21 protein-coding genes are annotated in these 20551 nt (G+C 72.2%); 17 read left to right on the top strand and 4 right to left on the bottom strand.

Annotated elements, in window-relative coordinates; genetic code table 11:
• Window positions 1–22 precede the first annotated feature (22 nt).
• From htpX to MQE23_RS32000, 4 genes are all read left to right on the top strand, one after another.
• Complete coding sequence (htpX, locus tag MQE23_RS32015; RefSeq protein ID WP_037670836.1) at window positions 23–940, top strand: zinc metalloprotease HtpX; 918 nt, start codon at window positions 23–25, stop codon at window positions 938–940.
• Window positions 941–947: 7 nt separating this feature from the next.
• Window positions 948–1532 (top strand): hypothetical protein, encoded by a 585-nt coding sequence (locus MQE23_RS32010; RefSeq protein WP_243380938.1) that lies wholly within the window; start codon window positions 948–950, stop codon window positions 1530–1532.
• A gap of 54 nt (window positions 1533–1586) precedes the next feature.
• Entirely contained in the window at window positions 1587–3230 is a 1644-nt protein-coding gene (locus MQE23_RS32005) for an alpha/beta fold hydrolase (protein WP_243380937.1), read from the top strand.
• Between the two features lie 82 nt (window positions 3231–3312).
• Window positions 3313–4509, top strand: coding sequence for a winged helix DNA-binding domain-containing protein (locus MQE23_RS32000; protein ID WP_243380936.1), 1197 nt, complete (start codon window positions 3313–3315; stop codon window positions 4507–4509).
• Between the two features lie 71 nt (window positions 4510–4580).
• Here MQE23_RS32000 and MQE23_RS31995 read toward each other — a convergent pair whose 3' ends face one another.
• Window positions 4581–4895, bottom strand: a complete 315-nt coding sequence (locus MQE23_RS31995; protein WP_020274434.1) for a hypothetical protein — start codon at window positions 4893–4895, stop codon at window positions 4581–4583.
• Between the two features lie 200 nt (window positions 4896–5095).
• Here MQE23_RS31995 and MQE23_RS31990 point away from each other — a divergent pair, with 200 nt between their 5' ends.
• From MQE23_RS31990 to MQE23_RS31950, 10 genes are all read left to right on the top strand, one after another.
• The gene (locus MQE23_RS31990) at window positions 5096–5455 is read left to right on the top strand and encodes an arsenate reductase family protein (protein ID WP_020274435.1); all 360 of its coding nucleotides are present in this window, start codon (window positions 5096–5098) and stop codon (window positions 5453–5455) included.
• A 126-nt stretch (window positions 5456–5581) separates the two neighbouring features.
• Window positions 5582–6238: a hypothetical protein gene (locus MQE23_RS31985; protein WP_020274436.1), complete on the top strand. Its 657-nt coding sequence runs from the start codon at window positions 5582–5584 to the stop codon at window positions 6236–6238.
• A gap of 364 nt (window positions 6239–6602) precedes the next feature.
• On the top strand, window positions 6603–7634 hold the full coding sequence (gene glnII, locus MQE23_RS31980; RefSeq protein ID WP_020274437.1) for a glutamine synthetase: 1032 nt from the start codon (window positions 6603–6605) through the stop codon (window positions 7632–7634).
• An 84-nt stretch (window positions 7635–7718) separates the two neighbouring features.
• On the top strand, window positions 7719–8654 hold the full coding sequence (locus MQE23_RS31975) for a hypothetical protein (protein WP_020274438.1): 936 nt from the start codon (window positions 7719–7721) through the stop codon (window positions 8652–8654).
• Between the two features lie 90 nt (window positions 8655–8744).
• Entirely contained in the window at window positions 8745–8867 is a 123-nt protein-coding gene (locus MQE23_RS43540; protein ID WP_020274439.1) for a hypothetical protein, read from the top strand.
• A 117-nt stretch (window positions 8868–8984) separates the two neighbouring features.
• Window positions 8985–9608, top strand: coding sequence for a winged helix-turn-helix domain-containing protein (locus MQE23_RS31970; protein ID WP_020274440.1), 624 nt, complete (start codon window positions 8985–8987; stop codon window positions 9606–9608).
• A gap of 75 nt (window positions 9609–9683) precedes the next feature.
• Entirely contained in the window at window positions 9684–10709 is a 1026-nt protein-coding gene (locus tag MQE23_RS31965) for an NAD-dependent epimerase/dehydratase family protein (protein WP_243380935.1), read from the top strand.
• A gap of 52 nt (window positions 10710–10761) precedes the next feature.
• Window positions 10762–12027, top strand: a complete 1266-nt coding sequence (locus MQE23_RS31960; RefSeq protein WP_243380934.1) for a sensor histidine kinase — start codon at window positions 10762–10764, stop codon at window positions 12025–12027.
• Complete coding sequence (locus MQE23_RS31955; protein ID WP_020274443.1) at window positions 12012–12665, top strand: response regulator transcription factor; 654 nt, start codon at window positions 12012–12014, stop codon at window positions 12663–12665. Before MQE23_RS31960 ends, MQE23_RS31955 begins: the two co-directional genes overlap by 16 nt.
• A gap of 203 nt (window positions 12666–12868) precedes the next feature.
• On the top strand, window positions 12869–14428 hold the full coding sequence (locus tag MQE23_RS31950) for a DUF1996 domain-containing protein (protein WP_037670829.1): 1560 nt from the start codon (window positions 12869–12871) through the stop codon (window positions 14426–14428).
• Between the two features lie 81 nt (window positions 14429–14509).
• Here the strand turns inward: MQE23_RS31950 and MQE23_RS31945 are convergent, their stop codons facing one another.
• Window positions 14510–14959 carry a hypothetical protein gene (locus MQE23_RS31945; protein ID WP_082319965.1) on the bottom strand — a complete coding sequence of 150 codons (450 nt, stop codon included), beginning with the start codon at window positions 14957–14959 and terminating at the stop codon, window positions 14510–14512.
• 146 nt (window positions 14960–15105) lie between these two features.
• On the opposite strand from MQE23_RS31945, the gene MQE23_RS31940 reads away from it, so the two are divergent.
• The 3 genes from MQE23_RS31940 (at window position 15106) to MQE23_RS31930 (ending at window position 18410) form a co-directional block, all read left to right on the top strand.
• Window positions 15106–15633 carry a tetratricopeptide repeat protein gene (locus MQE23_RS31940; protein WP_243380933.1) on the top strand — a complete coding sequence of 176 codons (528 nt, stop codon included), beginning with the start codon at window positions 15106–15108 and terminating at the stop codon, window positions 15631–15633.
• 49 nt (window positions 15634–15682) lie between these two features.
• Window positions 15683–17605, top strand: coding sequence for a hypothetical protein (locus tag MQE23_RS31935; RefSeq protein ID WP_243380932.1), 1923 nt, complete (start codon window positions 15683–15685; stop codon window positions 17603–17605).
• Window positions 17606–17720: 115 nt separating this feature from the next.
• Window positions 17721–18410 (top strand): TetR/AcrR family transcriptional regulator, encoded by a 690-nt coding sequence (locus MQE23_RS31930; RefSeq protein ID WP_128092701.1) that lies wholly within the window; start codon window positions 17721–17723, stop codon window positions 18408–18410.
• A gap of 54 nt (window positions 18411–18464) precedes the next feature.
• Here MQE23_RS31930 and MQE23_RS31925 read toward each other — a convergent pair whose 3' ends face one another.
• Window positions 18465–18821: a 5-carboxymethyl-2-hydroxymuconate Delta-isomerase gene (locus MQE23_RS31925; RefSeq protein WP_037673691.1), complete on the bottom strand. Its 357-nt coding sequence runs from the start codon at window positions 18819–18821 to the stop codon at window positions 18465–18467.
• 35 nt (window positions 18822–18856) lie between these two features.
• The gene (locus tag MQE23_RS31920; protein WP_243380931.1) at window positions 18857–20482 is read right to left on the bottom strand and encodes a fused response regulator/phosphatase; all 1626 of its coding nucleotides are present in this window, start codon (window positions 20480–20482) and stop codon (window positions 18857–18859) included.
• Window positions 20483–20551: the final 69 nt, after the last annotated feature.

Here is a 20551-nt window from a genome sequence, read left to right as displayed (position 1 = left end):
GCCTGACTGCGGGGTGATGCAGATGCACAGCCGCTTCCGGAGCGACCGGCGGTTGACCACCCGTATGGGGATCACGCTGTTCCTGCTCGGGCTGGTGTACGTGGGGTTCGTCGCGGCGTTGATCGTGCTGCTGAAGTCGTGGGTGCTGGTCGTGCTGGTCGCGGCGGCGGTGCTCGGGGCCCAGTACTGGTTCTCGGACCGGGTCGCGCTGTTCGCGATGCGCGGGCGGGTCGTGGAGCGGGAGGAGTTTCCCGAGCTGCACGGTGTGGTGGACCGGCTGTGCGCCATCGCGGACATGCCCAAGCCGGTGGTGGCCGTGTCCGATATGGACATGCCCAACGCGTTCGCGACGGGGCGGAATCCCGACCATGCCGTGGTCTGTGTGACGACCGGGCTGCTCAGGCGCCTGGAGCCGGCCGAGCTGGAGGGCGTGCTCGCGCACGAGCTGTCGCATGTGGCGCACAAGGACGTCGCCGTGATCACGGTCGCCTCGTTCCTCGGTGTGCTCGCCGGGCTGATCGTGCGGTTCGCCTTCTACTCGCAGCTGTTCGGCGGGGGCCGGCGGGACCAGAACACGGCGGTGGTCTTCGCCGCGGTGATGGGCGTGTCGGCGGCCGTGTACGCGCTGAGCTTCCTGCTGATCAGGTCCCTGTCCCGGTACCGGGAGCTGGCCGCGGACCGGGCGGCGGCACTGCTCACCGGCCGGCCCTCGGCGCTGGCCTCCGCGCTCACCAAGGTGTCGGGGGACATCGCCCGCATCCCGACGAAGGACCTGCGCACGGCACAGGCCTTCAACGCCTTCTACTTCACGCCGGCGCTGGGCCGCGAGCCCGGTGTCGCGCGGCTCTTCTCGACCCACCCGAGCCTGGAGCAGCGGCTCGACCAGCTCGGCCGGATCTCCGCCGAGCTGGGCGAGGCGACGGCACCCGGAGGGGTGTGAGCGGGGCATGGGGCTGCTGGACATTCTGCTCGGCCGCACGAAGCCGGTCGCGCCGGATCTCGACCGGCTCTTCGCGCTGCCGTCGGCGGCCGTGACGCTGGAGGCCGCGGCGGGCTTCACCCCGACCGGGCAGGGCGCGGTGTGCTTCGCCACGGTCGAGGGCGCGGCCTTCGAGCAGACCCACCGCGAGGTGCAGGCTCTGCTGGACGCGGACACCGACCGCGACGGCCCGCCGGTGGAACTGCGGCAGGACGACTACGGCTACTCCTGGCTGGTCTCGCACCGCGCCCCCGACCAGCTGGCCCCGCTCGTGACGGACCTGCACGCCGTGAACAGCCAGATGGATGTCAACGGCTTCGGCCCCCAACTCCTGTGCTCCCTGGCCGGGTTCCGGGACCGGTCGGGCCGGCGGCTGGGGCTCGTCTACCTCTACAAGCGCGGCACCTTCTACCCGTTCGCGCCCCTGCCCGGAAAGGCGCAGCGGCGTGACAACGCGCTGGAACTCCAGGTGCGGGCGGCGCTCGTCGAGGACCTGACGATCGAGCAGGACCTGAGCCGCTGGTTCCCGGTGTGGGGCGCGCCGGGTCTGTGATCGTCCCGGTGTGACCGCCCGTCACGCGGCCCGGGTGCGTGAGTGAATGGCCGTATGAGTGAGCTGATCCCCTTCACGCACACCGTCGACGGTGAACGACTCAGCGGGCTGTCCGGCGGACCCGGCCCGGGTGAGCCGGCCAGGGCGACCGCCGTACTGCTGCACGGCGCGGGCAACGGCAGCAAGGACCGGCTGGTGCCCCTGCTGGGGGAGTTCGCCGCCCGCGGCTGCCACGCCCTCGCCTTCGACTTCTCCGGGCACGGGGAGAGCACCGGCCTGCTGCGGGAGCTGAGCCTGCGCCGCCGCTTCGAGCAGGCCGTGTCCGTCATCGACGCCCACGCGCGCGTGGACGGGCCGCTGGTCCTCGTCGGCTTCAGCATGAGCGGCCAGACGGTGGCCGATCTCGCCCGTCACTACGGGGACCGGGTGGCGGCACTGGGGCTGTGCGCGCCGGCGGTGTACGCGGCGCAGGCGTGGGACGTGCCGTTCGGCGCGGGGGACGGCCGGTTCAGCGAGGTCATCCGGCGGCCCGGAAGCTGGCGGGAGTCACCCGCGCTCGACGTCCTGCGCGGGTACGAGGGGCGGGCGGTGCTGGCGGTGCCGGGCACGGACGAGGTCATCCCGCCCGCCGTGACGGACGCCGTCTCGGAAGCACTGGCCCGGCGCGCCCAGTTCACCCACTGGGAACTCCCCGAGGCGGAGCACCGGTTGGGCAGGTGGTTCCGCGACCACCCCGGAGACCTGCGGGAGTTCGTCACCGCCGTGCTGACCGGGCTCGGCGACCAGGGCTGGACGGCGACCCGCGCGTGGGTGGCCAAACAGCTCCCTCAGGGCCGTACGGTCGCCACGTCCACTTTCCTCACGGGCGGTTGGAGCGCCCAGATGCGCCGGCTCACCCTCGACGACGGCACCGCACTCGCCCTGCGGACCTTCGTGAAGCCCTTCTTCCGGCGGCACGCCCCAGGGCTGCTCGCCCGCGAGGCGGAGGTGCTCACGCTGCTGACCGGGCAGGAGGGCGTGCCGGCGCCCGAGCTGACCGGCGTGGACGCGACCGCCGAGCAGTGCGACCATCCGTCCCTGCTGATGTCCGTGCTGCCGGGCCGGGTCCGGGTGGACGAGGAGGACGACCTGGACCCGCGGGTGGACCTGCTGGCGGCCCAGCTGGCCCGGATCCACCGGGTCGTCCCCGAGGAGCGCCCGCGGCCTTACCAGGCGTGGACGTCCCCGGATCGGGTGCTCGCACCCGAGGGTGCGATGTGGGAACGAGCGGTGGACGTGATCCGCCGCGACCCGCCGCCGTACGAGGGCTGCTTCCTGCACCGCGACTTCCACCCGGGGAACGTGCTGTTCACCGGCTCGGGGGCCGGCCTGCGGATCAGCGGTGTCGTCGACTGGGTGGAGACCTCGTGGGGCCCCGCCGACCTGGACGTCGCCCACTGCTCGACGGCCCTCGCGCTGCTGCACGGCCCGGAGTACGGCCTCGGTTTCCGGGAGCGCTATGAGGCGCACGGCGGCCACCGGCTCGCCGACGGCCCGGACCACCTGTACTGGCGGCTGCTCGACGCCCTGGCCTACGCCCCCGACGCGACGAAGCTGGCGGGCCCGTGGCGGGAGCTGGGCCGGACGGATCTGACGCCCCAGGTGCTGGGCGGGCGGCTGGAGGCGTATGTGGCGGGCCTGTTGGAGCGGTACGCCTGAGCCGGGCCGCGGACGGTCGACTGTCAGTGGTGTTCGCCAAGATGCAGTGGGAGTGGGACGGGCACAACGAGTGGAGGCCGGTATGGGCGAGGCGCAGCGGTACATCGGGGTGGCGGAGCGGCGGGCCCGGCTCGCGCTGCGGCAGCGGCTGGCCGGGCAGGCGCGGGCGGGGACGCCCGAGGAGGTCGCCGGTTCGCTCGTCGCCCTGCACGGCACGGACCCGGCGACGGTGTACCTGGCCGTGGGCGCACGGCTCGCGGACCCCGCGAAGACGGTGGCGGAGACCGGGCGCGCCCTGTACGACGACCGTTCCCTGGTGCGGATGCACGGCATGCGCCACACGGTGTTCGTGTTCCCCACGGCCCTGACGGCCGTCGTGCACGCCTCGACCGGCCTGACGGTCGCCGCCCGGGAGCGGGCCAAGCTGCTCAGCGACATGGCGGCGGCCGGGGCGCCGGACGCGGCGTGGCTGACGGAGGTCGAGGAGTCGGCGCTGGCGGCGCTCACCCGGCGCGGGCAGGCCACGGCCGCTGAACTCGCCCAGGACGAGCCGCGGCTGCGGGTGCAGTTCGTGTACGCGGCCGGCAAGAAGTACGAGGGCCTGCACACGGTCTCGACCCGGCTGCTGAGGGTGCTCGGCGTCGAGGGGAAGGTCGTACGCGGGCGGCCTCTCGGCTCCTGGACATCCAGCCAGTTCCGCTGGGCCGTCGCGCCCGAGCATCCCGATCTGGACCCGGCGCAGGCGCAGGCGGAGCTGCTGGGGCGGTGGCTCGCCGCGTGCGGTCCGGCGACCGAGGCCGATCTGAAGTGGTGGACGGGGTGGCGCGTGACGGAGGTCCGTGCGGCACTGGCCGCGATCGGGGCACGGCCGGTGTCGCTGGACGAGGGCACCGGTTGGGTGACCGACGGCGACCTCGACGAGGTGGCCGAGCCCGGCGAGCCCTGGGCGGCGCTGCTGCCCGGCCTCGACCCGACGGCGATGGGGTGGCAGCAGCGCGACTGGTATCTCGCGCCGGAGCTGCGGCCCCGGCTGTTCGACGGCAGTGGGAACGTCGGGCCGACGGTGTGGTGGAACGGACGCGTGGTCGGCGGGTGGGCCCAGCGGCCCGGCGGGGAGATCGTCTGGCGGATCCTCGACGAGGAGGGGGTGGGCCGGGAGGCGCTCGCGGCGATCGAGAAGGAAGCGGAGCGGCTGAGCGGGTGGGTGGGGACGACCAGGATCACGCCGCGCTTCCGGACGCCGCTGGAGAAGGAGCTGGCGGCGGGGCAGGACGTTTGAGAACTCCGACGCCGGGTGCCCTGGCGAACGGGCACCCGGCGCTCAGTTCGGCTCTGTTCAGGTCAGGCGGCTCAGCGCGAGTAGCGCATGAACGCCCTCACCATGTGGCACGTCGTGTCCGACGGCGGGTGGACGCCGATCAGTTCCGCCGTGTCGCGGATGGTCTCGTTGCGGGCCTGGTTCGGCGTGTGGACGCCGGAGTCGAGCAGGGCGATGGCGAGGCGCATCGCCTTGAGGCGACGGTTGTGCATGACGTACCACTCGCGCGGCCGGCCCGGCGGCAGCGGCCGCTTCTCCAGGGGCGCGTAGGGCAGGTCGAGCAGGACGGGGCGCTTCGCGGTGGACTGGGTGGGCAGCGGCTTCGGCTTGAGTGCGGCAGCGGGCACAGGCATCCTCCTGTCGCGGTGAGGGCGGCACTCCGGAGTCCTCGGCGATCCCGGCGCCACCCTCGAACACTGCTTCTATTCTACTGCCCACCACTGACAAAAGGCCCTGGCCACAAGGGCTTTCGGGGGTGTGGTGACACAAGTGGAGAACGGGTTTTGAGCCCACTCTCCCCGATGTCACGAGGGCGTACCGTAGGCCCATGGAGATCTGGATCAACCCGGCCTGTTCGAAGTGCCGCAGTGCCGTGAAGCTGCTCGACGCCGAAGGCGCCGACTACACCGTCCGCCGCTACCTGGAGGACGTGCCGAGCGAGGACGAGATCCGGGGCGTGCTGGACCGGCTCGGGCTGGAGCCCTGGGACATCACCCGCACCCAGGAGGACGCCGCCAAGGAACTCGGCGTCAAGGAGTGGGCACGGGACGCGGGTTCGCGGGAGCAGTGGATCAAGGCCCTCGCCGAGCATCCCAAGCTGATCCAGCGGCCGATCATCACGGCGGACGACGGTACGGCGGTGGTCGGGCGCACCGACGAGGCCGTACGGGACGCCCTGTCCCGTTAGAGGCCCCTGGAGATCTCCTTCTTGTGTGACGGAGGTTACTTCAGTGACTCCTGTAACCGCTGAGTAACCTCGTTCGGTATCTCGTACATAGCGGCGTACGCTCCCCTATCTCTTCAGGAGGCGCGCATGTCGCGTAGGAGAACGCTCGGTACGAAGAAGAAGATCGCGCTGCTGGTGAGCGCGGCGACCGTGGCGGGAGGCGGGGCCTTCGTCATGGCGAGCACGTCGAACGCCGCGCAGGCCCCCAAGTCGGCGGCGGAGTCGGCGGTCTGCCAGGGCCTCGCCACCGCCCTCGGCAACAACCAGAAGTTCATCGCGGATCAGCGGGCCAACCCGGACGCGCAGTCCGAGGCGCGGATCGCCAACCGCGAGGCGGTCGTCGCGGAGATCAAGCGGAAGCAGGAGGCGTCGGGGTGCGTGGTGGGGGAGTCGGCTCAGGACTCCCAGGCCACGCAGCCCGGTCAGTCCGCGCAGCCCGCACAGCCGGCTCAGTCCGCCCCCGCGGCGAACCCCGGTGGTGGCGCTGCCGCCTCCGGGCAGCAGGTGTGCAACGGCTCCACCGTCACGCTCTCCGGCGAGGGCGGTGCGCCCGCCGCGTCCAGCAACCAGTTCCCGGCCGGCACGAAGCTGAAGGTCACCAACCTGGACAACAACAAGTCCACGACGGTGGAGGTCACTTCGGTCTCCGGCAGCTGTGTGCTGCTGAACAACGCGGCTTTCGAACAAGTCCGCGAGCCCGGCAAGTTCCTGATCCGCCGGGCCGTGATCGAGAAGGTGGGGTGACGCCGGACGGACGAGGACAAGTGAGTCACTGAGGCGGCGGCCCACCCCTCGGCCGCCTCCTCGTACGTGTCAGCGGTCCTGCCGCTCCCGGCCAGGAGCGGCAGGACCGGCGCGCTGTGGGACACGCGGCGCCGGTCACCGGCTTGACGGAGGGAAGCCGGTGACCGGCTCCTCCCCCGCGGGCAAACGCCCCTCACACCGTGAGGTGCGGCACAGCGGCACCAGGTAACACGGGGTTCACATTCGAGCAATGGCCGGGAAATCGCCTGTTGACAGGCTGCCGGGCATTGAGCGGCGCCCCAGTGCCGCAGCGCCGCAAGCACCCGCGATACGCGCCCAGACACACCCCCGAAGGATGTGGCCCGTGACCTTCAAGGCTGAGTACATCTGGATCGACGGCACCGAGCCGACGGCCAAGCTGCGTTCCAAGACCAAGATCATCGCGGGCTCCCCCGCCGGTCTCGACGCGCTGCCGATCTGGGGCTTCGACGGGTCCTCCACCAACCAGGCCGAGGGCCACGCCTCGGACTGTGTCCTCAAGCCGGTCTTCACCTGCCCGGACCCGATCCGCGGCGGCGACGACATCCTCGTACTGTGCGAGGTCCTGAACATCGACCTCACCCCGCACGCCAGCAACACGCGTGCCGCGCTGGCCGAGGTCGAGGAGAAGTTCGCGGCCCAGGAGCCGATCTTCGGCATCGAGCAGGAGTACACCTTCTTCAAGGACGGCTACCCGCTCGGCTTCCCCAAGGGCGGCTTCCCGGCCCCGCAGGGCGGCTACTACTGCGGTGTCGGCGCCGACGAGATCTTCGGCCGTGACGTCGTCGAGGCGCACCTGGACAACTGCCTGAAGGCGGGCCTGGGCATCTCCGGCATCAACGCCGAGGTCATGCCCGGCCAGTGGGAGTTCCAGGTCGGCCCGCTGGCCCCGCTGGAGGTCTCCGACCAGCTGTGGGTGGCCCGCTGGCTGCTCTACCGCACCGCCGAGGACTTCGACGTCGCCGCCACGCTCGACCCGAAGCCGGTGAAGGGCGACTGGAACGGCGCCGGTGCGCACACCAACTTCTCCACCAAGGCGATGCGCGAGTCCTACGACGCGATCATCACCGCGGCCGAGTCGCTCGGTGAGGGCTCCAAGCCGCTCGACCACGTCAAGAACTACGGCGCCGGCATCGACGACCGCCTGACCGGTCTGCACGAGACCGCCCCGTGGAACGAGTACTCCTACGGCGTCTCCAACCGCGGTGCCTCGGTCCGTATCCCGTGGCAGGTCGAGAAGGACGGCAAGGGCTACATCGAGGACCGCCGCCCGAACGCCAACGTCGACCCGTACGTGGTGACCCGCCTGCTCGTCGACACCTGCTGCTCGGCGCTGGAGAAGGCCGGCCAGGTCTGATCCGCCCGCAAGGCTCCTGGGGGCGCTCACCGTTCGCGGTGGGCGCCCCCTCGCGTTGTCAGTGGGCCGTGTCATCGTGAGGGCATGGAGATCGACGGGGGCCTTGCCATCAAGGTGAAGACGGAGAGCGGGCAGACGTACGCGCGGATCGCGGCGCGGCAACTGCGCGGGCTGGTGGAGCGGATCGGCGGGGACGACGACCACTTCCTCGTGGTGCAGCGGATACCGGACCGGCCGCTGGTCTTCATCCAGACGGCACGCGACGCGGACGGGGCGTACGACCTCCAGCACCGCACGGGCCGCGTCCCCCACATGTGGGTGGCCCGGGTGAGCGACCCGGGTCTCGTCGCCGACGTGATGGTGCGCTGGGCGCGGCAGGAGGACGGCTGGGACGCCTCAGTCACCTGGGAGCGCGAGGAGTTCGGGCTGCCCGAGGAGGCTCCCGCCCTCGCGCCCGAGGTGGCCGCGCGGGCCGAGGAGTATGTCCGCGACATGCTCCAGGACGGCTATCTGGGCATCGAGGCGATGATCCGGGAGACGGTGTACCTGATGGACGACGGCGAGGAGACCGCTCCCGTTTCCCGGGAGCAGGCCCGCGAGCTGGTCGAGAGTCTGTGGCTGGAGCGGCTGGCGGAGCAGGAGAAGTGGGCCGGGCCGACCGGTCCGGACCGGCTGGAGCGGGCTTTCGCGGCCCTGGAGGACGACGGCATCGTCGCCCGGGAGGACTTCACCTGCTGCCGCGGCTGCGGCATGTCGGAGATCGGCGCGGAGGCGGACGGCAAGCCGGGGGTGCGCGGGTTCGTCTTCTTCCACCACCAGGGCACCCGCGGCGCGGCGCAGGGCCACGGCCTGTCGCTTTACTACGGCGGGTTCGACGACTCCGAGGAGACCACGAAGGCCGTCGGACACCAGGTCGTGGCGGCGCTGACCGCGGCCGGGCTGTCCGCGCAGTGGGACGGCGACCCGGGCAAGGCGATCGACGTCACGCCCCTGGAGTGGCGCAAACGCCTGGTGGGATGAGACGCCGGGCGGGCCGTCCGCCTCCCGGCCGGTGTCCAAGCTGTGAGAGGAGGGTCCCGGCACCCGGCACCGGTCTGCTTCAATGGCCCCATGGCCAGCTACCAGAAGTACACCGCGACGGGTCGCCATGACCTCGAGCCCTTCTGGCCGTCCCGTCAGCACCACGACTTCGACCGGGTGTGTTGCCGCGCGACGAACGCGCCGGCCCTCTAAAGCCGTACCCCCGGCCTTCGGCCAGCGCGAACCGCGTACGTCCTCGGCGAGCCCGACCACGAACTCGCGGCCGTCGAACTCCCCGACGAACTCCTCGCGCGAAAGAGCTGACCTCTCATGGCGACCACTCGTTCCCTGTCCACCGCCGCCCCCTTCAACGCCCCGTCGGCCACCGGGCCCCGGCACCGGTTGCGTGCCGTCGACCGGGACGAGGTGGTGACGGTCGCGGATCTGCTGCCTCCGGGAGCCACCTGGCTGCCTGCGCCGCAGCACACCCTGCCCACGCTCCCCGGGCAGCCGCCGATGATCGGCTATCTGGTGCTCGTCCCGGCCGATCAGCAGCCGCCGTTCCCGGTGGCGGTGCCGGACCGGCCCGAGACCGCCGGCCCCGCAGTGCCCACAGGCCTTGAAAGCCCCGCAAGTCCCGCAGTCTCCGAGCCGGGTGGCGAGCCGCCGATCCGGGTCGACACCGTGCAGCGCACCGCCGAGGTGGCCGGGCGGCCGCTCGACCTCACGTATCTGGAGTTCGAGCTGCTGGCCCACCTGGTGGCGCACCCGGGCCGGGTGCACACCCGCGACCAGCTGGTCGGCACGGTGTGGGGCTACGGGCACGTCGGCGACGGCCGTACGGTCGACGTCCACATCGCCCGCCTGCGCCGCAAGCTGGGTGCCGAGCACCGCGACACGATCCGCACGGTGCGGCGGGTCGGCTACAAGTACGTGCCTCCAGTGGGTCACTGAGCCGCTGCTGTCCGCCAGTCTGCTGACGGCAGACGGGCGTTCCGTTCCGCCGCCCCGGCGGGCAGAGTCGACGGCATGAGACTTCTGATGCTGGGTGGTACGGAGTTCGTGGGCCGGGCCGTCGTGGAGGCGGCCCTGCGGCGGGGCTGGGAGGTGACCGTCTTCCACCGGGGGCGGCACGAGGCGCCGCCGGGTGTGCGGTCGCTGCTCGGCGACCGCACCACGCCCGGTGGTCTGGCCGCCCTCGCCGAGGACCCGGGCGAGTGGGACGTCGTCGTCGACACCTGGTCGGCGGCGCCCCGGGCGGTCCGGGACGCGGCGCGGCTGCTGCGGGGCCGCGCCCGCCGGTACGTGTACGTGTCGAGCTGCTCGGTGTACGCGTCGGCCCGGCCCGCCGGGTACGCCGAGGACGCGCCGCTGGTGGAGGGCGCCTCGGCCGACGCGGAGCAGACCGCGTACGCACAGGACAAGCTCGGTGGTGAACTGGCCGTGCTGGACGCCTTCGGCGAGGACCGTTCGGTGCTCGCCCGGTCCGGGCTGATCCTCGGCCCGTACGAGAACATCGGCCGGCTGCCCTGGTGGCTGGCCCGCACGGCGCGCGGCGGTCCGGTGCTGGCGCCCGGCCCGCGTGACCTGCCCCTCCAGTACCTGGACGTCCGTGACCTGGCCGAGTGGCTGCTGCACGCGGCGGAGCGGGAGCTGAGCGGGCCGTACAACCTGGCCAGTCCGCAGGGGCACACCACGATGGGCGAGCTGCTGGACACCTGCGTGACGGTCACCGGCGGCGCGGCCGAACTCCGGTGGACCGAACCGGAGGTGATCCTCCAGGCGGGCATCCAGCCGTGGACCGAGCTGCCGGTGTGGGTGCCGCCGGGCAGCGACCTGCACGACGCCCTGCACAACAGAGGCGTCTCACGTGCGGTCGCGGCGGGGCTGAGCTGCCGGCCCGTCGAGGAGACCGTGGCCGACACCTGGCAGTGGCTCCAGGACATCGGCGGCGCTGCGCCACAGCGCCCGGACCGGCCGCGCTCGGGCCTGGACCCGGAGGTGGAGGCCAAGGTGCTCGCAGCCGGCGGAGGTGTACGTAGCACCACTCCGTGACCGGGTGTTCCGCCCCAGTGACCCCGCACCCCCGCTCGGCGAGACTGACGCCATGACCATCGACACGAAGAGCGGCAACGGGCGTACGAAGGGGCGGAGCCTCGCACTCGCCGCGGTGCGGGGGCTGGGGGTCGCCCTCGTCTCCCTGCCGGGGGCGGTGCTGTGCTTCACCCTGTCCCTGGTGTCCATGGCGCTCATCCCGATCGGGATCGGGCTCGTCACGACGCCGTACGTACTGCAGGGGGTGCGGGCGTTCGCGAACTGGCGGCGGGTGCTCGCGGCGGAGTGGGGCGGGGTGCGGATACCTCCGGCGTACCGGCCGCTGCCGAGGGACGCCAATCCGTGGTCGCGCACCTTCGGGATGCTGCGTGACCCTGCGACCTGGCGGGACCTGATGTGGCTGCCGGCCGACATGACGGCGGGGTTCCTCACCGCGCTGCTGCCGGCCGCGCTGTGGCTGTACCCGCTGGAGGGGTTCGCGCTCGCGGCCGGGCTGTGGCGGGTCTTTCCCGAGGGGTACTGGTACGGGTTCGTCGAGGTCACCGGGCAGCTGTCGGCGTTCGGTGCCGCCGCCCTGGGTCTGGTCATCCTCTTCTCCGCGCGCTTCCTCACGCCGCTGCTGCTGGACGTCCACCTCCGGCTGACCCAGGCCGTCCTGGGCTCGGGCCAGCGCGAACTGGCCGAGCGGGTGCGGGTCCTGACCGAGACGCGGCGCGATGCCGTCGACACCTCGGCCGCCGAACTGCGGCGCATCGAACGGGACCTGCACGACGGGGCGCAGGCCCGGCTGGTCGCGGTCGGCATGGACCTCGGCACCATCGAGGCGCTCCTCGACAAGGACCCGGCCAAGGCCAGGGAGCTGATCGCGCAGGCCCGCAGGTCCTCGGTCGAGGCGCTGTCCGAACTGCGCGAGCTGGTGCGCGGCATCCATCCGCCGGTCCTGGCCGAGCGCGGACTGGGCGACGCCGTACGGGCGCTGGCGCTGCGGCTGCCGGTGGCCACCGAGGTGAACGTGGACCTGCCCGGGCGGGCGGAGGCGCCCGTGGAGTCGGCCGCGTACTTCGCCGTGAGCGAGGTGCTCACCAACGCCGTGAAGCACTCCGGCGCCGACCGGATCTGGGTGGACCTGCACCACGCGGACGGCCATCTGCGGGTGACCGTCACCGACAACGGCAAGGGAGGTGCGGTGATCGGGGCCGGATCGGGGCTGGCCGGGGTCGAGCGGCGACTGGGTACATTCGACGGCGTCCTGGCCGTCGGCAGTCCCGCGGGCGGTCCCACCATGGTCACCATGGAGATCCCTTGCGCGTTGTCCTAGCCGAAGACCTCTTCCTGCTGCGCGACGGACTCGTCCGGCTGCTCCAGGCGCACGACTTCGAGATCGCGGCGGCCGTCGAGTCCGGTCCCGAACTGGCCGCCGCGCTGGCCGAGCTTGAGCCGGACGTCGCCGTGGTCGACGTACGCCTGCCGCCCACGCACACCGACGAGGGGCTGCAGTGCGCGCTGGACGCCCGCAGGAAGCGGCCCGGGCTGCCGGTGCTGGTGCTCTCGCAGCACGTGGAGCAGCTGTACGCACGGGAGCTGCTGGCCGACGGCAGCGGCGGCGTCGGATACCTGCTGAAGGACCGGGTGTTCGACGCCGAGCAGTTCGTGGACGCGGTGCGGCGGGTCGCCGCCGGTGGTACGGCGATGGATCCACAGGTCATCCAGCAGCTGCTGGCGCGGCAGTCGGGCGACGACCGTCCGCTGGCCCGGCTGACGCCCCGGGAGCGGGAGGTGCTGGAGCTGATGGCGCAGGGCCGGACCAACGCGGCGATCGCGGGCCGGCTGGTGGTGACGGAACGGGCGATCGCCAAGCACACCGCGAACATCTTCGCCAAACTGGGACTGGAGGTCTCGGACGACGACAACCGGCGCGTGCTGGCGGTTCTCGCGTATCTCGACCACGGCCGGTGATATCGGACCTGCTGATTCACCCACGGTCGGTGATCAACAACTCCCGGTGCCTGTGGGGCTGTTGAGCACACAGCTCCCTCACGAATCTCGCATCAATTTCCGAGACATCTGAACACCCCTGGGACGGCCTCCGTATGGAAGGGCGCCGCTTCACTCCTGTCGGGCGCCTCGATGCCCCCGAAAAAGGAAGTCAGAGGAGTTCCATGGGACGCAACACAAGAAAACGCCGGACGCCGATGGCCACCAAGGCCATAGCCGCATCGGCGGCCCTAGCGCTCGGTGGGGGCGGGCTGATCTGGGCAAACTTCTACGCCTCGGCGCACGAGGAGAACTCGGCGAACCAGACCAAGTCCGCGGGCGCACAGGTCGCCACGATCCAGTGCCCGGACGTCGGTCAGCAGCTGACCGATGTGCCGGACGGTGCGCGCCAGGGGGTGGACAAGGAGCTGGCGAACCTCGACAAGCAGATCAGCGAGGCCTACACCCGGCTCGCCTCCACGCGCCAGGCCCAGGCCGGTGACCCGGGCTTCGTCAACAACGCCATCCTCGGCCCGCTGAAGTCGAAGCGGACCGCGGCCATCGACCGGATCGGCATCAACATCCGGCGGGTGGGCGGACAGGCGCCGGACAACCTCGCCCAGATGGCCGAGTGCAAGGGCATGGCCGCCGACGCGAACACCAACGACGGCCAGGCCGGGGACGGTCAGAACAACGACGGCCAGAACCAGGACGGCCAGGACCAGAACCAGGACGGCGGTCAGAACCAGGACGGCGGTCAGGACCAGGGCGGCGACAACGGCCAGGACCAGGGTCAGGGCGGCAACGGCGGTCAGGCCGGCAACGGCCCGGTGGCCGACGACTTCATCAACATCGAGGACGTCCAGCCGAACTCCCGCAACCTGCCGAACGGCCTCGCGGCGAACGGCGACGGTGGTTCCACCGGCACCTTCACCACGAACTGCGGTACCAACGAGAACGAGAACCGCAACTCGGACAACGTGATCGTGGCGCCGGGTGTCTCCAACGGTGCGCAGCACCAGCACGACTACGTCGGCAACCAGAACAACAACGCCTTCGCGAGCGACGAAGACCTGGCCAATGGCGAGACGACCTGCCAGAACCAGGGCGACAAGTCGACGTACTTCTGGCCGGTGATCCGGATCCAGGACGGTACGCAGGACATCGACCAGGGCCAGCCCGGCGGCGGTCAGGACGGCAACGTCGGCAAGATCGTCGAGCCGGCCGAGGCGCAGCTGAAGTTCGTCGGCAACCGGACGAGCGACGTCGTCGCGATGCCGAAGGCCCTGCGCATCATCACGGGTGACGCCAAGTCCTTCACCAACGGCCTGAACAACGCCAACACCTCCTGGAGCTGCACCGGCTTCGAGGACCGGCAGGTGACGGACAAGTACCCGATCTGCCCCGAGGGCAGCAGCGTGGTGCGGACGTCCAACTTCCAGAGCTGCTGGGACGGCCAGAACATCGACAGCGCCAACCACCGCACCCACGTGGACTTCGTGGAGGCGGACGGCAGCTGCTCGAACGGCTTCAAGGCCATCCCCCAGCTCCAGGTCCGACTGGTCTACGACGTCCAGGCGCCGCAGATCAACAACGGGCAGGTGCAGAACGCCTTCGCGGTGGACTCCTTCCCGGAGCAGCTGCACAAGCCGATCACCGACCACAACGACTTCATCAACTTCTTCGACGACAACGTGATGAACGAGATGGTCCAGTGCATCAACAACGGCGAGGACTGCCAGTAGTCCTCACGCGGTAAGAACAGCAGAAAGCCGGCGGTGGGATTTCCCACCGCCGGCTTTCGCTTGCGGTTGCCGCCCGCGTGGTCAGCCGTGATGGCTGCTGCCGCCGTCGTGGCCGCCCTTGTTGTGGCTGCCGCCGGGGTTCATGTGCTCGGAGCCCTCCTCCATGGTTCCGCCGAGGGCCCCCTGAAGCGCCGTGACCGTCTTCTCCTGGCCGACGGCGACCCACTTGCGGCCGACGAGGTAGTAGCCGCCGTAGTCCTTGGCGCTGTTCAGCCATTCGCGCTGCCCACGGTCGGTGGCGAAGGTCGCGAGGACGTACTTCTCCTTGCCCTTCTTGCAGAGGGCCTGGCGGATCTCGTCGGCGTCGGTCTGCATGTTCGGCTTGCACTTGGCCTCTGCCGCGATGTGCTCCAGGCTGCCGGTCACGGCCTCCGGCACGGCCGCCTCGTCCTTGCCGCCGGATCCGCAGCCGGCCAGCGCCAGTATCGCCACCGCGCCGCTCAGCGCGAGCATCGGTCGGGTCACCCTCATCTGTTCCTCCGGTCCTTGTCACGGCACGGTCCGGACGCATGCCGCACGGAGCCCCGGCAAGAGGCTCTCGCCTTCGATACGGCTGTGGCGGGCGCAGCGCTCAAATTCGGGTGTCAGCGTAGGCACTCCCGTGCGAGTGTGTCCGGGTGAACCAGGACTGGGAAGATCGCGTGGCCGCCCTGTGGGACCGGTTCGACGACTACGCCGAAACCGAGCAGGACGAGGCCCGCTTCCGGGCCGCCGTCGACGCCCTCGTCGCCGAGCTGCCGGAGGGCAGCCCGCTCGGGCCGTTCGAGCAGGCCTGCGCCTGGGACTCCACAGGCCACTCGGACAAGGCCGTCCCGCTCTACCGGGAGGCGCTGGAGCTCGGCCTCGCCGACGTCAGCCCCTACAAGGTCCGACGGACGAAGATCCAGCTGGCCAGTTCGCTGCGGAACACCGGGCAGGCGGCAGAGGGCGTCAAGCTGCTCGAAGCGGAGCTGGACGCCCCGTCCGACGAGCTGGACGACCCCGTACGCGCGACGCTCGCGCTGTGCCTGTCCGGCCTGGGCCGCGACCGCGAGGCGCTGTCGCTGGCCCTCGGAGCCCTGGCCCCGCATCTGCCGCGCTACCAGCGGTCGATGGCGAACTACGCCCGGCTGCTCGTGGAGCCCGAGGAGTCGCCGGGGGCGTGACGCCCCCGCTGTCAGGTGACCATCCCCCGATTCGCTCGTTCTGCTGAACGTGCAGTCACAGGATGTCGCCCAGCGCCCCGCGCCCCCTTCCCCCGCCGGCCCGGTCGTCGATGTCGAGCAGGCCGAGGCCGCGCTCGTCGAGCACTATCCGCGGCTCGTGCGGCTCGCCTATCTGGTGCTGCCGCCGGGCCTGGGCCGCAGCAGGCGCGTCCTCACCGCACACGCCCTCACCCAGCGGGCACTCCCCCGCAACCGCACACCGGCACCGGTCATCCCCGCCCAGTCGACCGGCCGGGACGGCGACCCGGGCTACGCCCTGGTCCGTCTCCAGGTGCTGCGTACGGCACTGGAGGCGGGGCTGCCGCTGAAGCGCAAGGCATGGCCCAGGCGGTCCCAGCTGCCGCCGGTGCTGCCGCAGGTGTGGGGCCTGAAGCTGTTCCCGCGCTCCGGCGGCGCCGACGAACTCGCCCTGGACCAGCGGCTGTCCACCCTGTCCGGACCGGCCCGGGCCGCCTACGCGCTGCGCGGCCTGGAGCGGCTGACGGACGACGGCGTGCGCAAGGTGCTCACGGCCGCGGGCGTCGCCGACGCGGACGGCGCGCTGCTGGAGGCCGACGGGATCCCCGCGCAGTACGGGCTGCTCGACTCCCCCGAGTTCGACCCCTGCTCGCTGCAGGCCCGCCCCACCGACCTGATGCGGCGCCGCCAGCACCTGAAGGCTGCGCTGGCCGCCGGGGCGGCGCTGCTGGTGTGCGGGGCGCTGCTGGGTCTGCCCGGCGACGGCTGGGGCCCCGACGGCGCCGCCGCACCGCCGTATGCGCGCAACCCGGCCGCCCAGGCCGCCCTGGACCCGGCGAAGCTGACCCGGGTCTCCCCCACCGCGTGGCGCGGCTCGGCGCGCACCGACTTCTCGGTGTGGCCGGCGCGCGGCGATCTCACCGGCGACTCGGCCCTGCTGCGCCGCGCCCTGGCCGTCTGGGCCCGCCCCGGCGAGACGGTCCGGGTCTCCGCGACGCCCGGCACCGCGTCCGGCGGGCCGGCCGGACCGCCCCAGCTGCTGTACGCGGGGACGGTCGACGCGGCGCGCGTGGTGATCCTCTACGACGGTCTGCGCATCGCCCGGTACGCCGAGCCGAAGGAGGGCACGCAGGGCGCCGCCCTCGACTTCGCGCGGGTCGACGGCGCGGGCCGGGCCGAGGCAGGCGCGGTGGTCCTGGGCCGGGCCGACGGCAACGTCCGCTATCTGACCGCCCCTTGGGTGAAGGAGGCGGGCGAGCGGGACCTGATGAAGCCGGGTGCCGGCGCGATGGACCTGACCCTCACCGACGGTGTGACCGCGCCGCTGGCCAGCCCGGTCCTGCGGTCCGGCGCGTGCACGTCGTGGAACGTGCTGCAACTGACCGACGGCACGCGGACGCGGCTGCTGACCGACCTCGGCGAACTGGTCCCGGCCCGGCTCACCGCCGGGCGGCCCGGGTCCCCGGGTGAGGCGTCCGGCGCCAAGGCCCTGCGCACCTGGGAGCCCTTCGCCTGCTCGCTGGGCACGGTGCGCTCCGCGGGCGTGCGGAGCGTCAACGTCTGGGGGTTCAACGAGCAGCCGCTGCCGGACGCGAGCGGTTCGGCGGCGTGGGTGTGCACTCGGGCGGAGACCTGGCGGGGCGGCGGGGCGCGGGTGCTCGCCCAGTTCCACACGCCGGGTGGGACGTACGGGGCGGTGGCGGCCAAGGCCGAGAACGTCCCGGCGTGCGGGGCGCGCGAGCCGCACGTCCTGGCCGGAGTGCTGTGGAAGTCGAAGGCGGGCGACTGGTATCTGCTGGCCGCCGGCAGCCGGGAGACCGCGTCGGTCCGGGCGACGGGCGGGGTCGCCGGGTCGTCGCAGACCAGTCTGCTGACCGTGCCGGCCGAGCGGGGCGCGCGGGCGGAGCTGAAGGGCACGCTGCGGGACGGGCGTTCGATCGGCGGGCTGCGCTGACCGACGGGCCCGGGCGCCCACCCGACAGCCCCGGGCGCCCGCCCGGTGCACCCGGGTGAACATCCCTGACCGATCCGATCCGTTCAAGGCCGGAATCGATCGGTAAGGTGTTCGCATGACTATCGGGGTTCGCCGCAGAATGGGAGTCGAGGAGCGGCGGCAGCAGTTGATCGGCGTCGCCCTCGAACTGTTCAGCCGCCGCTCGCCCGACGAGGTCTCCATCGACGAGATAGCGTCGGCCGCGGGCATTTCACGCCCGTTGGTCTACCACTACTTCCCCGGCAAACTCAGCTTGTACGAGGCCGCGTTGAAGCGGGCCTCGGACGATCTCGCGGCCCGTTTCGTGGAGCCGCACGAGGGGCCGCTGGGGGCGCGGCTGCTGCGGGTGATGCGCCGCTTCTTCGACTTCGTGGACGAGCACGGCCCCGGTTTCTCCGCCCTCATGCGCGGCGGCCCGGCGGTCGGCTCCTCGACGACCAACGCGCTCATCGACTCCGTACGGCAGGCCGCGTATGTCCAGATCCTTTCGCATCTGGGCGTGACCGATCCGCCCGCGCGGCTGGAACTGGTCGTGCGTTCCTGGATCTCCCTCGCCGAGTCGACGGCGCTGATCTGGCTGGACGGCCGGCGCATCCCACGGGCCGAGCTGGAGGTCCAGCTCGTCCACGACTTCGCCGCGCTCACCGCGGTCAGCGCCGCCCAGGACGCGGAGATGGGCGCCCTGATGCGCCGCATCGCCCAGGAGGAGCCGGCGGACGGCCCGTTCGCCCAGCTGGCCGGCCGCCTGCTGGCGCTGGCGACCTGAGACCGCGCGGCTCCCCGACCTCTCAGCGCCCGGACTTCTCAGCTCTCGGACTTCTCAGCTCTCGAACTTCCGGTAGGACGCGTCAAGTTCGCGCACCTCTGCGGAGGCGTGCAGCACGCGTCCCTCGGCGGCCTTCAGGTGGGTGCGCAACAACTCCAGGGTGGCCTCGGTGAGCCGGGCCTTCGTCTCCTCGGTGCGGCCGGGGAGCAGCGCGATGTGGACGTGCACATGGGCGTGTCCCCCCGTCTCGGGGCCGACCACGACGTCCTCGGTCCGGCGGAACCGGGTCTTGCACGCCGGCGGCTTGGCGGCCGCGATCTCGACGGTCGCCTCGTGCAGCGCCTTCGCGAACCCGGGCCGGTCGAAGCCGTCCGCGAGGTCGGCGGAATAGTCGACGGTGATCTGCGGCATGAGCACTCCTGTTCTGGGCGGGCAACGGGCTCACCTTAGACAGGCGCCAACCGGAGGGCCAGCATCGCGATGTCGTCCTCCCGGTCCCGGCCGAAGCAGCCGAGCAGCACGTCGCAGAGGGTGTCGAGGCCGGCCGGGGCGTCTGCGGCGGCCGTGCGGAGCTGTTCCATGGAGGTCTCCAGGGGAGTGCCGCGGGTCTCGATGAGGCCGTCGGTGACCATCAGGAGGCGGTCGGTGGGGTCCAGGCGCCGCTCGGTCGGCGCGGGCCGTTCCAGGCCCAGCCCGAGCAGCGGACCGCACGCGTCGACGTACTCGGCACCGCCCCCTTCGCGCAGGATCAGCGGGGGGATGTGCCCGGCGTTGGCGATCCGCACCCGCCCACTGCCGGGGTCGACCAGGGCCAGGCACACGGTGGCCGTGATGTCGGGGTGGTACTGCTGGAGCATCCGGTCGAGCTGCTCGGCCAGGACCACCGGGTCGCTCTCGGTCACGCAGTAGGCGCGCAGCGCGTGCCGGATCTCGACCATGACGGTGGCCGCGTCCAGCGAGTGCCCGACGACGTCCCCGACCGCGATGAGCACGCCCTCGCCGGTGCGCAGGGCGGCGTAGAAGTCGCCGCCGATCTCGGTCTGCCGGGAGGCGGGCACATAGCGGACGACGATGTCGACGCCGGGCAGGTGCGGCAGCTTGTGCGGCTGGGGCAGGAAGCTGCGCTGGAGGGTGAGAGCGACGTGCCGCTCCACCTGGTACAGCAGCAGCGGCTCGGCGGCCAGCGCACAGGCCTGGGCGAGGCGAGCGAGCAGCCCGTCGGCCGCGGGGTCGGTGATCGCGGCCCGCCGTACGGGGGTGGCGAGGCAGACCGCCGTCCGGCCGTCCTGGGCGGTCGCCACGGTCAGCCGGGCGTCCTCCTCGACGCCCGGCCGGAACATCCCGGCCGGCCACAGCGGCGCGGGGACGACCGTGCTGGTCACGCCCGTGCGGTCCTCCGCGAGCCGGGTGACCAGCCGTGCCGCCGCCTGGTGGGCGCCGCTGTCCTCGGGCGCGGGGCGGCAGCGGGCCGTGCCCCGGTACGGCTCGCCGTCCGGGCCGATCACGAACACCACGGCGGGCGAGGCGGTGAGGCGTGCGGCGCCGTCGGCGGCCGCGGCGGCGAGTTCCCGCGGGCAGCGGGCGGTCTGCACGGTGACGATGGCCTCGGACAGCAGCGTCAGACGGTGGACGGCGGTCTCGGCGCCCGTGCTGCGGCGGGCCCCGCGCACGGCGGCCCGTACGACGGCCTGGATCTCCTGTGGCTCGGCGGGCACGGTCAGATAGGCGTCGCCGCCCGCGTCCAGTCCCCGGCACCGGTCGCCGGGCGCGGTCGCGGCGGCGGAGAAGTGCACGACGGGCAGGGCGGCCATGGGCGGCCGGGCCCGGACCCGGCGGCACAGTTCGAAGCCGCTCATGTCCGGCAGGCCCACGTCGACGAGGGCCACGTCGGGCAGGGTGCCGTCCCGCAGCCGGACGTCGAGTTCGACGAGCGCCTCGCCGCCGCTGGCGACCGGCACGACCCGGTGGCCGGCGCGGCTCAGCACCGCGCCCATGGCGTACCGGCTGGCCGCGACGTCGTCCACGACCAGCACGGTGGTGCCGGGGCTGTGCTGCGTGCCGTTGCGGTCCATCTTCGACTGGCGCCTCGGGGCGTACGTGGGTGGGGCAGACCGTCGATCGCGGCCTGCCCCACCCAACGT

Source organism: Streptomyces sp. HP-A2021 (assembly GCF_022807935.1).
Taxonomy (GTDB): domain Bacteria; phylum Actinomycetota; class Actinomycetes; order Streptomycetales; family Streptomycetaceae; genus Streptomyces; species Streptomyces afghaniensis.
This window is presented reverse-complemented; position numbering and strand designations above follow the sequence as displayed.

Coding starts and splice junctions, on each gene's coding strand:
- MQE23_RS31975 (WP_020274438.1), top strand. CDS start 7,719: ATGGAGATCGACGGGGGCCTTGCCATCAAGGTGAAGACGGAGAGCGGG.
- MQE23_RS31925 (WP_037673691.1), bottom strand. CDS start 18,821: ATGCCGCAGATCACCGTCGACTATTCCGCCGACCTCGCGGACGGCTTC.
- MQE23_RS32010 (WP_243380938.1), top strand. CDS start 948: ATGGGGCTGCTGGACATTCTGCTCGGCCGCACGAAGCCGGTCGCGCCG.
- MQE23_RS31985 (WP_020274436.1), top strand. CDS start 5,582: ATGTCGCGTAGGAGAACGCTCGGTACGAAGAAGAAGATCGCGCTGCTG.
- MQE23_RS31970 (WP_020274440.1), top strand. CDS start 8,985: ATGGCGACCACTCGTTCCCTGTCCACCGCCGCCCCCTTCAACGCCCCG.
- MQE23_RS31960 (WP_243380934.1), top strand. CDS start 10,762: ATGACCATCGACACGAAGAGCGGCAACGGGCGTACGAAGGGGCGGAGC.
- MQE23_RS32000 (WP_243380936.1), top strand. CDS start 3,313: ATGGGCGAGGCGCAGCGGTACATCGGGGTGGCGGAGCGGCGGGCCCGG.
- MQE23_RS31950 (WP_037670829.1), top strand. CDS start 12,869: ATGGGACGCAACACAAGAAAACGCCGGACGCCGATGGCCACCAAGGCC.
- MQE23_RS31920 (WP_243380931.1), bottom strand. CDS start 20,482: ATGGACCGCAACGGCACGCAGCACAGCCCCGGCACCACCGTGCTGGTC.
- MQE23_RS31990 (WP_020274435.1), top strand. CDS start 5,096: ATGGAGATCTGGATCAACCCGGCCTGTTCGAAGTGCCGCAGTGCCGTG.
- htpX (WP_037670836.1), top strand. CDS start 23: ATGCACAGCCGCTTCCGGAGCGACCGGCGGTTGACCACCCGTATGGGG.
- MQE23_RS43540 (WP_020274439.1), top strand. CDS start 8,745: ATGGCCAGCTACCAGAAGTACACCGCGACGGGTCGCCATGACCTCGAG.
- MQE23_RS32005 (WP_243380937.1), top strand. CDS start 1,587: ATGAGTGAGCTGATCCCCTTCACGCACACCGTCGACGGTGAACGACTC.
- MQE23_RS31965 (WP_243380935.1), top strand. CDS start 9,684: ATGAGACTTCTGATGCTGGGTGGTACGGAGTTCGTGGGCCGGGCCGTC.
- MQE23_RS31930 (WP_128092701.1), top strand. CDS start 17,721: ATGACTATCGGGGTTCGCCGCAGAATGGGAGTCGAGGAGCGGCGGCAG.
- MQE23_RS31945 (WP_082319965.1), bottom strand. CDS start 14,959: ATGAGGGTGACCCGACCGATGCTCGCGCTGAGCGGCGCGGTGGCGATA.